The 11,928-nt window shown below is 68.0% G+C and carries 12 protein-coding genes; 7 read left to right on the forward strand and 5 right to left on the reverse strand.

Annotated elements, in window-relative coordinates:
• Positions 1-172: 172 nt before the first annotated feature.
• The 4 genes from VHS75_RS11470 (at position 173) to VHS75_RS11485 (ending at position 4,886) form a co-directional block, all read left to right on the forward strand.
• On the forward strand, positions 173-586 hold the full coding sequence (locus VHS75_RS11470; RefSeq protein WP_329638750.1) for a hypothetical protein: 414 nt from the start codon (positions 173-175) through the stop codon (positions 584-586).
• Positions 587-810: 224 nt separating this feature from the next.
• Positions 811-3,726 carry an isoleucine--tRNA ligase gene (ileS, locus tag VHS75_RS11475; protein ID WP_329638751.1) on the forward strand — a complete coding sequence of 972 codons (2,916 nt, stop codon included), beginning with the start codon at positions 811-813 and terminating at the stop codon, positions 3,724-3,726.
• 1 nt (position 3,727) lies between these two features.
• Positions 3,728-4,252, forward strand: coding sequence for a signal peptidase II (lspA, locus tag VHS75_RS11480; RefSeq protein ID WP_329638752.1), 525 nt, complete (start codon positions 3,728-3,730; stop codon positions 4,250-4,252).
• Between the two features lie 79 nt (positions 4,253-4,331).
• The gene (locus tag VHS75_RS11485) at positions 4,332-4,886 is read left to right on the forward strand and encodes a DUF3035 domain-containing protein (RefSeq protein WP_329638753.1); all 555 of its coding nucleotides are present in this window, start codon (positions 4,332-4,334) and stop codon (positions 4,884-4,886) included.
• Positions 4,887-4,893: 7 nt separating this feature from the next.
• Here the strand turns inward: VHS75_RS11485 and VHS75_RS11490 are convergent, their stop codons facing one another.
• Together VHS75_RS11490 and VHS75_RS11495 are read right to left on the reverse strand one after the other, a co-directional pair.
• Positions 4,894-5,109 (reverse strand): helix-turn-helix transcriptional regulator, encoded by a 216-nt coding sequence (locus VHS75_RS11490; protein ID WP_329638754.1) that lies wholly within the window; start codon positions 5,107-5,109, stop codon positions 4,894-4,896.
• Positions 5,110-5,111: 2 nt separating this feature from the next.
• Positions 5,112-5,528: a hypothetical protein gene (locus tag VHS75_RS11495; protein WP_329638755.1), complete on the reverse strand. Its 417-nt coding sequence runs from the start codon at positions 5,526-5,528 to the stop codon at positions 5,112-5,114.
• 150 nt (positions 5,529-5,678) lie between these two features.
• On the opposite strand from VHS75_RS11495, the gene VHS75_RS11500 reads away from it, so the two are divergent.
• On the forward strand, positions 5,679-6,107 hold the full coding sequence (locus VHS75_RS11500) for a hypothetical protein (protein ID WP_329638756.1): 429 nt from the start codon (positions 5,679-5,681) through the stop codon (positions 6,105-6,107).
• Positions 6,108-6,110: 3 nt separating this feature from the next.
• On the opposite strand, the gene VHS75_RS11505 is transcribed toward VHS75_RS11500, so the two are convergent.
• Complete coding sequence (locus tag VHS75_RS11505; protein ID WP_329638757.1) at positions 6,111-7,067, reverse strand: TraB/GumN family protein; 957 nt, start codon at positions 7,065-7,067, stop codon at positions 6,111-6,113.
• Between the two features lie 67 nt (positions 7,068-7,134).
• Here VHS75_RS11505 and mutL point away from each other — a divergent pair, with 67 nt between their 5' ends.
• The gene (gene mutL / locus VHS75_RS11510) at positions 7,135-8,991 is read left to right on the forward strand and encodes a DNA mismatch repair endonuclease MutL (protein ID WP_329638758.1); all 1,857 of its coding nucleotides are present in this window, start codon (positions 7,135-7,137) and stop codon (positions 8,989-8,991) included.
• A 395-nt stretch (positions 8,992-9,386) separates the two neighbouring features.
• Here the strand turns inward: mutL and VHS75_RS11515 are convergent, their stop codons facing one another.
• A complete protein-coding gene (locus tag VHS75_RS11515) occupies positions 9,387-9,989 on the reverse strand; it encodes a DUF1993 domain-containing protein (RefSeq protein ID WP_329638759.1) in 603 nt (200 codons plus the stop codon).
• Between the two features lie 90 nt (positions 9,990-10,079).
• Here VHS75_RS11515 and VHS75_RS11520 point away from each other — a divergent pair, with 90 nt between their 5' ends.
• A complete protein-coding gene (locus tag VHS75_RS11520) occupies positions 10,080-11,501 on the forward strand; it encodes an IS1182 family transposase (protein ID WP_329638760.1) in 1,422 nt (473 codons plus the stop codon).
• Between the two features lie 247 nt (positions 11,502-11,748).
• Here VHS75_RS11520 and VHS75_RS11525 read toward each other — a convergent pair.
• Positions 11,749-11,928 (reverse strand): hypothetical protein (locus VHS75_RS11525; RefSeq protein WP_329638761.1); only part of this gene is annotated, 180 nt, incomplete at its 5' end.

Genomic DNA, 11,928 nt, shown 5'->3' on the forward strand with positions numbered 1-11,928 from the left:
CCCGGAAGCCTGACGCCCAGATTGAAGCCTAATCAGCTCTGTATAATTCCAATATTTCCATCGTCACGAAGGAACGAGGTTCGCGCGAACCCTCGCGGCGGCTCTGCGTTCAGCACCCGAGAGACGAGCCGCAGCGCATCTCGCGTTGGCCCGGCGCAGCCCTTGGACGCCCATGAAACCCTTACTCTCTGCTCTCGCCGCCGCCTCGATGCTCGTCGCCCTTCCGGCGGCCGCGCAGACGGCGAGCCATTTCGCCTCTGTGATCCCGACGCCGGCCATCTTCATCGCCGGCGACGCGCCGCCGACGCTGGAGGCGGTGCAGTATTTCTGGGGCGGCCGCCACTACTGCTGGTACTTCGACGGCTGGCAGGGCCCCGGCTGGTACTGGTGCGGCTATCGCTTCCGCCGGGGCTATGGCTGGGGCGGACCCGAGGGCTGGCGTGGCTGGGGCCACGGCGGCCACTATCATGGCGGCGGGCATTACCACGGCGGTGGCGGCCACTATCGCGGCGGCCATGGCGGTGGGCATTCCCACGGCGGCGGCGGTCACGGCGGTAGCCACCAGGGCGGCGACCATCGCCACTGAGGTTGAGGTGACGGCGCGGCTGTCCGGACACGAAGCTCGGGCCCGAGTCGTCGCTGAAGCTTGGGTTCCGCGCGGCTCTCTGTTAGACGCTGCGGCCATGACTACGGTCCGGAAGAGCTCGCGAATTACCCGCCCGGCGTGACGCCGGACGAGAGCCGTCTGCGCGCGCCGGGACCTCGAAACCCGCGACCTCTGATTTCCCCCGGACCCTGTTGGAAAGTTCCATGGCCGACGACGCCACGCCTTCACGCGACTATCGCGAAACCGTCTTCCTCCCCGACACGCCCTTCCCCATGCGCGCAGGTCTGCCGCAGAAGGAGCCGCAGATCCTGGAGGCTTGGGCGAAGGCTGACCTCTACAACGCCATGAGGAAGGCCCGGCAGCATGCCGCAGCCCCGCTCTATGTGCTGCACGACGGCCCGCCCTACGCCAACGGCGCGATCCACATCGGCCACGCGCTGCAGAAGACCCTGAAGGACTTCGTGGTCCGCTCGCGGTTCCTGCTGGGCTTCGACGTCGACTACGTGCCCGGCTGGGACTGCCACGGCCTGCCGATCGAGTGGAAGATCGAGGAGGAGCTGCGCGCCCAGGGCCGGCGCAAGGACGAGGTCTCCAAGGCCGAGTTCCGCACCCGCTGCCGCGAGTACGCCGCCAAGTGGATCGGCGTCCAGATGGCCGGCTTCAAGCGCCTGGGCGTGATCGGCGACTGGGAGCACCGCTACGCCACCATGGACTATTCGAGCGAGGCCGCGATCGTGGCTGAGTTCCATAAGTTCGTGATGTCCGGGCAGCTGTACCGCGGCTCCAAGCCGGTGATGTGGAGCCCGGTGGAGCGCACGGCGCTGGCCGACGCCGAGGTCGAGTACCATGACCACGTGTCACCCACGATCTGGGTGAAGTTCCCGGTGGTCGAGGGCTCCAACGCCGCGGCCAACGCCAGCGTGGTGATCTGGACGACGACGCCCTGGACCATCCCCGCCAACCGCGCGGTCAGCTACAATCCCGACATCGCCTATGCGGTCTTCCAGGTCGACGCCATGGAGGAGGGCCTGGAGTTCGAGCCCTGGGCCAAGGCCGGCGACCGGCTGATCGTGGCCGAGAAGCTGGCCGGCGAGGTCATGGCCGCCGCCAAGGTGGCGAAGTTCCACAGGATAGAGAAGGTCGAGCCCGAAGGCATGGTGCTGAGCCATCCGCTGGCGGCGCTGGATGGGGGCTACGGCTTCCAGGTGCCGATGTTGGCGGGCGACCACGTCACCGACGACGCGGGCACCGGCTTCGTCCACACCGCGCCCGGCCACGGCGCCGACGACTACGCGGTCTGGCTGGCGCACGGTCATCGCGAGATCCCCGAGACCGTCGATCCGGACGGCGCCTACTATCCGGGCGTGCCGCTGTTCGCCGGGCTGAAAGTACTGGAGACCGAGGGCAAGAAGGCCGGCAAGTTCGGCCCCGCCAACGGCGCGGTGATGGAAAAGCTGATCGAGGCCGGCGGCCTTCTGGCCCGCGGCCGGGTGGAGCATTCCTATCCGCACTCGTGGCGCTCCAAGGCGCCGGTGATCTTCCGCAACACGCCGCAGTGGTTCATCCGCATGGACGAGCCGCTGGAGGACACCGCCCACAACGGCCGCACCCTGCGCGAGACGGCGCTGGAGGCCATCGAGGCCACCGCCTTCTACCCGGCCGCCGGCCAGAACCGCATCCGCGCCATGGTCGAGAGCCGCCCCGACTGGCTGATCAGCCGCCAGCGCGCCTGGGGCTCGCCGCTCGCCATGTTCGTCGACAAGGAAACCGGCCAGCCGCTGCACGACCCCGCGGTCAACGCCCGTATCGTCGCGCTGATCGGCGCCGAAGGCGCCGACGCCTGGTTCACCCGGCCGATGGCGGACTTCCTCGGACAGCACGATCCCGAGCGGTTCGAGAAGGTCGAGGACATCCTCGATGTCTGGTTCGATTCCGGCTCGACCCACGCCTTCACCCTGGAGAACCGGCCGCACACCCATTGGCCAGCCGACCTCTACCTGGAAGGCTCCGACCAGCATCGCGGCTGGTTCCAGTCATCCCTGCTGGAAAGCTCCGGCACCCGCGGCCGCGCGCCCTACGACGCGATCCTCACCCACGGCTTCACCATGGACGAGGCTGGCGAGAAGATGTCGAAGTCCAAGGGCAATGTGGTCGACCCCGAGCAGGTCATCCGCGAATCCGGGGCAGAAATCATCAGGCTCTGGGCGGCGCTGATCGACTATTCGGACGATTCTCGGATCGGCAAGACCGTGCTGCAGACCACGTCCGACGCCTACCGCAAGCTGCGCAACACTATCCGATATCTGCTGGGCGCGCTGGCCGACTATTCACCGGACGAGGCCGTCGAGCTGGAAGAGATGCCGCCGCTGGAGCGTTTCATCCTGCACCGGCTGTGGGAGCTGGATGGCCAGGTGCGCACGGCCTACGAGGGCTACCTGTTCCAGGACGTGATCCGGCCGATCACCGAGTTCTGCCAGACCGAGCTCTCGGCCCTGTTCTTCGATATCCGCCGCGACGCCCTCTACTGCGACCGCCCCGATTCTCTCCGCCGCCGCGCAGCGCGCACGGTGATGCAGGCGGCGTTCGAACGGCTGACGGCATGGCTGAGCCCGCTGATCCCCTTCACCATGGAAGAGGCCTGGACGACCCGCTATCCGGACGCCGGCTCCAACTGCCTTCGGACGATCCCGGATACCCCGGCGAACTGGCAGAACGCCGCCGAGGCCGTCCGCTGGGCCAAGGTGCAGGCGGTCACCTCGGTGGTCACCGGCGCGCTGGAGGTCGAGCGGCGCGAAAAGCGGCTGGGCGCCGCGTTGGAGGCCGCGCCGGTGGTCTACGTCGCCGACGCCGAGCGGATGGCCTCGTTCGAGGGCCTGGATGCGGCGGAGGTGTTTCGCACCAGCCAGGCGACGCTGGTCGCGGGCGAGGGTCCGGCTGCCGCCTTCCGACTGACCGACGTTCCCGGCGTCGCCGTCGAGCCCCTGCGGGCCGATGGCCGCAAATGCGCCCGATCCTGGCGTATCCTGCCGGAAGTGGGCTCCGACCCGCGCTATCCGGACCTCTCCCTGCGCGACGCCGACGCCGTGGCCGCGTGGGACGCAACCCACGGCGGGGCCTGACATGCGGCAAGTCTCGAAGCTCGGTTGGATCGCCTTCCTGCTGGCCGCCGCGGTGGTCGTGCTCGACCAGGCGGCGAAGTACTGGATCCTGTCGGTGCTCGGTCTGGCCGAGGGGCAGAGCGTGCCGTTCCTGGGCCCCATCGCGCTGACCCACATCTGGAACCCCGGGGTCAGCTTCGGCTTCCTGCAGTCGCGCCACGATCTGGCGCGCTGGCTGCTGACCTTGTTCTCGGTGGTCGTCGCGATCTTCCTGAGCGGATGGGTGCGCAAGACCGAGCGTCCGCTGTTCGCCATTTCGGTGGGTCTGGTAATCGGCGGAGCGGTCGGCAACGCGATCGATCGGGTGCGTCTGGGCCAGGTGGCCGACTTCATCGACGCCACCCGGCTCTACTTCCCGTGGATCTTCAACGTGGCCGATTCGGCGATCAGCATCGGCATCTGTCTGCTGCTGATCGACATGCTGCGCCAGGACAGCCGCGAGCGCGCTGCGAAGGCCGCTGTAAGCTCCGGTGGGGATGCGGCCTGATGCGCCGTTGGCGGATGGCCGCGTTTGCGCTATCCACGTTCCCTTCGAGGCCGGGGGCGGCTCTAGGAGTGGGTATTTCATGAGCGTCAACCGTGTGATCGTTGCGACAGCCCTGATCGCGGCGACCGGACTGGCGGGCTGCGTGTCGACGCGCAACGCGCTCGGCATGAACAAGGTCACCCCCGACGAGTTCCGCGTCGTCACCAAGGCCCCGCTGGTGGTGCCGCCCGACTTCGCCCTGCGCCCGCCGGCGCCGGGTAAGCCGCGCCCGCAGGAGCTGCAGCCGGAAAGCGCCGCGCGCACCGCCTTGCTGGGCGTCCGCGAAGGCGAGGCCCGCTCCGAGGGCGAGAAGATGCTGGTGGCCAAGGCCGGCGCCGACAAGGCCGACCCCCTGATCCGCTATGTGGTCGACGACGAGTTCGGCGACGTGGCGCATAAGGAAAAGAGCTTCGCCGACAAGGTGATGTTCTGGCGCGCCGACAAGGCGCCGGCGACGACACCGCAGCCCGTCGGCGACGGCTCGGCCCCGATCGACCCGGCCGCCGAGGCCGAGCGCATCACCAAGCTGACCGGCGGCAAGACCATCATCATCGCCCGCGAAGGCGAGAAGAAGCTGAAGCTGCCGGGCCTCTAGCCCCGGTTCAGTCCACCCACTGGAAGACCTCATCCAGGCCCACGCCGAACACGTGGGCGATGCGGAAGGCCGCCTCCAGCGAGGGCGAATACTTGCCCGCCTCGATGGCCGCCACGGTCTGGCGGGTCATGCCGATCCTCTCGGCCAGGTCCGACTGGGTCATCTCGCCGTGATCGAAGCGCAGGCGGCGGATCTGGTTGGCGATGGGCAGGCCTGGCGCCACGCTCAGACCCCACGCCGGAACATGATGATCTCGGCCCCGGCGACGGCCAGGGTGGTGAGGACGACGCCCAGGAGGGCGAAGTTGGCGATCTGGATCGCGCTGTGGCCGAAGTGCACCGGCAGGAACAGCGTCAGCGAGCAGCCCATCAGCACGTAGTAGCCGAAGCTCCGCGCCCGGTTCTGGATCAGCACCTCACGCTCGTCCGCCGGCGCCCGGCCGTCCTTCGGCGTCGTGGCCGAGGCGATCCTGTTGAGCACAATCTGCAGGACGATCAGCACGGCCACGCAGGCGAGCAGCAGGTGCATCGACGGGAAGCCCTCGCCGCTGACCCGGCCAGTGACGAGCGCGCCGAAATAGACCCCGAAGCACAGGAGCACGGTCACCAGGGTGATCCAGGCGGATTTCTCGCGGAAGGACATGACGCGGCCTCGTGCAAAAGCCCCTGGACGAGATGTACAATATCTTTTACATTATGTCAGAGTTTCTTGGCATGACGTAGCAGCCTCGCGATGCGGCGACAACCGCTTCCGGGATCGGAGATTCATGCCCCAACCTGGAGGACTTTCAAGATGATCCACCCTCGTCTCCGCGGCCTCGCCGCCTCTGCCGCCGCCGCCCTGATGTTCGCGGGCTCCGCCGTCGCGCAGCCCGCCGCCGTTCCGGCAGGCCATCCGCCCATGCCCGCCGGTCATCCGACGACCGCCAACATGCAAGGCAACGACGAGGCCTCGTGGATCGCGGACCCGCACATGCACACCTTCTACGAGGCGACGCGCGCGGCCTTCGCCAACGGCCCGGCCAGGGTCGATGTCAGCGCCTACGAACAGACATCCTTCGGCATCTTCCGCGACTTCGGCGTGACGCGCGGAATGGGCGCGGCGCACATGCAGGACCACCTGAAGCTGATCCCGCGTCAGGTCGTGCAGATTGTGAAGGAGGATCCGACGGTCCTCGACAGCTACGACAACTTCGTCGCCGCCACCTTCGGGCCGCGCTAAGCCCTACTGCGCTTCGTCGCCCGGCGTGGTGACCGTGTAGCCCTTGGCCCGCAGCTGATCGAGCACGCCGCCCTGCGCCAGCAGCGGCCGCAGCGGGACGACGGCGATGGCGTGGCCGGGCTTCTTCAGCGCCTGTTCTATGGCCGCCACCTGGTCGGCCTTGACCTTGGCGTCGAAGGTCTGCGCGCCCGGCACGACAGCGATGCAGCGTTCGTAGGTGCGCTCGTTCGCCAGGGCCCCGCGGACGTCGCCCTGCGCCCAGGCCCGGGCTGCGGCCTGGGTGACGCCCGGACCGGCCTCGGCCTGGGCGAGCACCTCGTCGAAACAGGCCATGCCCTCGGCCTGCGACGTGCGGATGATCGCGCCCATGAGCGGGCCGAGGTCGTAGCTCTTCTGGGAGATCGGCACGTGCCCGCGCTGCGCCAGCAGCTTGATCAGCTTGGTGGGGTCGGCCGCCGTCAAGCTGGTCCTTTCCCGATAGTCGGTCGCCAGCACCAGGCCCGCGGCCAGCGGGTTGCGCGTCGAATAGTGGTCCGGCGGCTCGCCCAGCCGCGTGCGCACCGCGACGAAGCGGCCGCGCCGGCCCGGATCCAGCGTCGCCTCGAACGGCCCGCCGCCGCGCAGGCGGATGAAGTTGAAGGCTGCGCCGATCACGCCGGTGATCTTCACCCGCACGTCCTGGAACGGCAGGATTACCTCGTTCGCGCCGGCCAGCCTGCGGTCGAAGACCCCGCGGTCCCAGGCCATCCGTTTCGGGGCCAGCGAGGGCGAGCCCAGCACATAGATGGTGGTTGCGCCGTTGGAGACCGTCCACCAGGCCGGGCCGGGCAGGCGCGCCGTGACCACCAGCTCCTCGACCAGAACGGCGTCCGGATCGTTCGGGTCGGGTCGGGAGGGCGTCAGCGGCGGCTGGCTCCAGGCCGGGGCCGCCAGCGTCAGGGCGGCCAGGAGGGCGCCCAAGGTCAATCGCGCCCACGCCGCCCGCAGCGGAATCGTCCTATATTGGGGACCTGTCGAAAGCCTCGCCATGCCGATCCGTCGCCTGCCGCCTGAAACCGTCAACCGCATCGCCGCCGGCGAGGTGGTGGAGCGCCCGGCCAGCGCGGTCAAGGAGCTGGTGGAAAACGCCCTCGACGCGGGAGCCGGCCGTATCGAGGTGCAGGCCGATGGCGGGGGCCTCACCCGCATCCTGGTGGCCGACGATGGCCAAGGTTTGACCGCGGCCGAGCTGCCGCTGGCCATCGAGCGGCACGCCACCTCCAAGCTCGTCCCCGACGACGCCGGCGACTACGACCTCCTGCATATCGCGACCCTGGGCTTCCGCGGCGAGGCCCTGCCGTCGATCGGCTCGGTGGCGCGGCTGTCGATCTCCAGCCGGGCTCGCGGTCAGGCCGAGGCGCATGCGATCTTGGTGGAGGCCGGCGCGGTCGGCCCGGTCTCGCCCGCCGCCTTCCCCGACCCGAACGGGGCGCGGGTGGAGGTGCGCGACCTGTTCTACGCCACGCCCGCGCGGCTGAAGTTCATGAAGTCGGAACGCTCCGAGGCCATGGCCATCGCCGAGGAGATCAAACGCCAAGCCATGGCGCACGAGGCGGTCAGCTTCGCGCTCGACCTGGACGGCCGCCGCACCATCCGCCTGCCGGCCGAGGCCAAGGGGCCGGAGGGACGGCTGGCGCGTCTGTCGGCGATCATGGGTCGGGAATTTTCCGACAACGCGCTGGCCCTGGATCATGAGCGCGAGGGCGTGCGGCTGTCGGGGTTCGCGGGTCTGCCGACTTACAATCGCGGCAACGCGGCCCACCAGTACCTGTTCGTCAACGGCCGCCCGGTGCGCGACCGGCTGCTGCAGGGGGCCCTGCGCGCCGCCTATGCCGACTTCCTGGCCCGCGACCGCCATCCGCTGGCGGCGCTCTATGTGGAGCTCGACACGGCCTACGTCGACGTCAACGTCCATCCCGCCAAGGCCGAGGTGCGGTTCCGCGATCCGGGCCTGGTGCGCGGCCTGATCATCGGCGGCCTGCGCCATGCGCTCGCCGCCGCCGGCCATCGCGCCTCGACCACCGTCGCCAGTGCAGCGCTCGGCGGCTTCCGGCCGGGCGGCGGGTGGACGCCGCCGCCGTCCGCCGCCGGCTATTCGGCGTGGCGCCAGGGCGGTTGGCAGCCGCAGGGCGGGCAAGGCTTTGGGGGCGCGCTCGCCGCTGCGGTGCAGTCGATCCCCGGCTTGACGGAAGTCTCCGCCCGCGCCGAACCCAGCTGGCAGCCCGGCGTCGCGGAGGACACCGCGCAGGTCTTCGACCCCGTCGATTATCCGTTGGGGGCGGCGCGCGCCCAGGTGCACGAGACCTACATCGTCGCCCAGACCCGCGATGGGGTGGTGATCGTCGACCAGCACGCGGCACACGAGCGGCTGGTCTATGAGCGCATGAAGACCGAGATGGCCGACGGCGGCGTCGCCCGCCAGGTGTTGCTGCTGCCGGAGGTGGTCGAGCTCGACCCCGCCGAGGCCGACCGCGTCGTCGCCAAGGCCGAGGAGCTGGCGGCGCTCGGCCTGATGCTGGAGCCCTTCGGCCCTGGCGCGGTGCTCGTGCGCGAGCTCCCGGCCCTGCTGGGCGAGACCGATGTGCCGGGCCTGGTCCGCGACATCGCCGATGACCTGGCCGAGAACGGCCAGGCCCTGGCGCTGAAGGAGCGGCTGGAGGACGTCTGCTCGACGATGGCCTGCCACGGCTCGGTGCGGGCCGGCCGCCGGCTGACCGCGCCGGAGATGAACGCCCTGCTTCGTCAGATGGAAGCCACGCCCCACTCCGGCCAGTGCAACCACGGCCGGCCCACCTACGTCGAACTCAAGCTCGCCGACATCGAGCGCCTGTTCGGACGCAGGTGAGGTCGCCGTAAGCGACCTCACCTTTCCGCTCCTTCCCGCGAACGCGGGAATCGCGTCCAGGGGATGCCGCACGATCCATAGGAACTTGGCATCCGGCGCGCGGGCGAGGAACGGGCTCGGCGGAAAGGAGAGTCCGGGCGGGGGGGGGGTAGTCATCGCTTTCCCGCGGGACCTTGAACGCCCTTGGCTGTGAGAAGTCTGCGGTGACAACCTCGTCGAAATGAGGCTCGCTACGGTAGGTGTAGGTGCTCAGGCCCTCAAAAAATTCACCCAGGATCGAAGTCCCGCTTCGGCCGCAGCCGAGGACCATCGCGCGTGCAGGCACGTTCCGCATCTCGTTAGTCCGCGCGTTGGATGATGAAGGGCTGTCGCGTCGGTGTTGGTCTTGTATCGAGTTATGCCTTCGTCAGCAGCCGGCCCAAGTAGTTGCGCTTACCAAGAGGCACTCCCTGCACGCGCAGGATGTCGTACGCCGTTGTTGAGTGGAAATGGAAGTTCGGCAGGGAAAACGACAGGACAAAATTCCCGGCGGTAAAGGGGATCGTCCGTTCGCCCGACTGCAACGCCACCTCCTTGCCGTCCAGGGCGTGGACGGCGGCGGGCGTCAGCGCCTGCAGAGCCGCTTCCGTGTTGGTCGCAATCTTCTGTAGCCCAGCATAGTCCCTAGGTTGGTGGGCGGCCGGACGACTATTAATTGAGCCGCGCTCTATGCCTTCGATCGCACCAATCGAGTGGTGAGCCACCGCGACGATCTGAAACCGTAGCGGCGCCATATCTGGGAAAAGGCGCACTTCAACCAGCTCATCCGGATCGGTGCCCACTTCCTCACAGTGCACGCGGCCACGCTCGAGAAAGCCCACAACCGCGCCAACGGTCTGCAGGAAACAGCCGACGCTCAGGTCGTAGAGTGAAGTCGCCATGTCAGTCTTTGCCCCCAATATCGAAAGGATTTTAGCGTTGATCTCTGGCATGTCGACTATGGCCTTGAGGCCGTTCAATCGGGTTCGAAACAATAGAACAACCGCTGTGCGGGCCAGCGAACAGGTCTAGAATCCACCCATCATCAGAGCTGTCGCGCCGAGGAATCTGTGAGCTTCATTGAGGGATCCGCACGGGATCAGGTCAGCCTGCTTCCGCCGTGCGTTGACGACTATGTCGCTCCCGACGCGATGGTCCGTGTGGTCGATGCATTTGTCGCCAGCTTGAACCTGGCCGAGCTTGGCTTTGATCGCACCGTTGCCGCAGCCACTGGCCGTCCCGGATACCACCCAGGCGACATGCTGCGCCTGTACATCTGGGGCTATCTCAATCAGGTCCGGTCCTCCCGCCAACTGGAACGAGCGTGTGTCCGCGACCTCGAAGCACTCTGGCTACTGCGCCGGCTCGCTCCAGAGTACCGCACGATCGCTTCCTTCCGTCATGACAATCCGGAAGCCATCGTCGGCGCCAGCGCCGCGTTCATCCAGTTCTGCTGTGAGACCGGCCTCATCAGCGGTCGGTTGGTCGCGCTGGACGGGACCAAGATGCGCGCGGTCGCCAGCCCAAAGAACATCGCCGGCGCCGATCGGCTCGCCCGAGACGTCGCGCACACCGAGAAGGAGGTCGCCTACTACCTGGACCGGCTCGACATCATGGATGAAGCCGTGGCTCAGGGGTTCGAGGATCAGCCCAAGCATCGCGAGGCGTTCACCGCCGCGATCGAGACGCTCGGTCGCCGCAAGGATCGGCTCATTCGCCGGCAGGAGATCCTGAAGGATCGCGACGAGACGGTGCTGGTCTTTGGCGAGCCTGACGCCCGGCCGATGGGCTACGGGCATTCGCCCAAGATGCCCTGCTACAACATGCAGAGCGTCGTCGACGTCGATAGCGGCCTGATCATTCACTACGACGTCGCCAACGAAGCGAACGACAGCCAGCTCCTGCATCCGATGTCGATGGCGACGATGCAGGTTCTTGGGGCCCACGAACTCAAAGTCCTGGCTGACGGCGGCTACTCCAATGCCCAGGCGGTCGCGCACTGCGAGCGCGACAATGTTGAGGTCGCGGCGCCGATAAAACGCGGCGCCATGAGCAGCGATTTCTTCCGGCCAACCCAGTTCAGCTACGACGACGGCTCCGACACGATCCGATGCCCAGCTGGTGAGACGCTGAGGCCGTCGGGCAAACACACGCGCAACCGCGCCATCAGATACCGAACGACCGCCTGCAAGGACTGTCGGCTGAAGAGCCGGTGCACGCCCGGCGCTCAACGAACCATCCACCGGCTGTTCGACCAGGCGGCGTTGGATCGAATGGAAGCTAGAATTTACGCCGATCCGACCTTGATGGTGACGCGCCGATGTACCGTCGAGCACCCCTTCGGGACGATTAAGCGGATGTCGGGCGGCGGAAGGTTCCTCACCCGGGGGCTCAGAGCGGTAAAGGCCGAGGCGGCGCTCTCCATCCTGGCCTTCAACATACTCCACGCGGTGAACGCCTTCGGTGCGAAGCGAGCCACGCCGGCCGGGTGAGGCGGGGGGCGCATCTCTGAACTTGGTGCTCGAGTCAGGCCGGCGAGTTTTGGCACAGCCTGCCCCGCAACGCCCCAACGTTGAGCGCCCGTCGATCACGCTCGGTCCCGCCGCTGCGCGGCTCCCTCGGGCGTGCCGCTTCGCGCGCCTTCGGCGTCGCCGGCCACTCGCCGGCGCTTTCCGCCGTGCAGCGCCTACGGCGCGCAGGCTCCTTGCAGCCTAGAGGACGGGGGGGCCGGAAGCTCTGCTAGACGTAGGCGATGGAATGGACTGTCGCGGGGACGACCTGCGAATTCCGATTGAAGCCGGCCATGGATTCCGACGCGAAGCCGGCCAGGGTTCCGAGCTGAAGCCGGCCACCGTACCGATTTGAATCCGGCCACCATTCCGAAATGAAGCCGGCCACCTGGCCGGAGATTTCTGGAGG

The organism is Phenylobacterium sp. (assembly GCF_036264965.1).
Taxonomy (GTDB): Bacteria; Pseudomonadota; Alphaproteobacteria; order Caulobacterales; family Caulobacteraceae; genus Phenylobacterium.

What these genes read in the sequence shown, in the direction of transcription:
- mutL (WP_329638758.1), top strand. Translation starts at nt 7,135, where the DNA reads ATGCCGATCCGTCGCCTGCCGCCTGAAACCGTCAACCGCATCGCCGCC.
- VHS75_RS11495 (WP_329638755.1), bottom strand. Translation starts at nt 5,528, where the DNA reads ATGTCCTTCCGCGAGAAATCCGCCTGGATCACCCTGGTGACCGTGCTC.
- ileS (WP_329638751.1), top strand. Translation starts at nt 811, where the DNA reads ATGGCCGACGACGCCACGCCTTCACGCGACTATCGCGAAACCGTCTTC.
- VHS75_RS11485 (WP_329638753.1), top strand. Translation starts at nt 4,332, where the DNA reads ATGAGCGTCAACCGTGTGATCGTTGCGACAGCCCTGATCGCGGCGACC.
- VHS75_RS11500 (WP_329638756.1), top strand. Translation starts at nt 5,679, where the DNA reads ATGATCCACCCTCGTCTCCGCGGCCTCGCCGCCTCTGCCGCCGCCGCC.
- VHS75_RS11470 (WP_329638750.1), top strand. Translation starts at nt 173, where the DNA reads ATGAAACCCTTACTCTCTGCTCTCGCCGCCGCCTCGATGCTCGTCGCC.
- lspA (WP_329638752.1), top strand. Translation starts at nt 3,728, where the DNA reads ATGCGGCAAGTCTCGAAGCTCGGTTGGATCGCCTTCCTGCTGGCCGCC.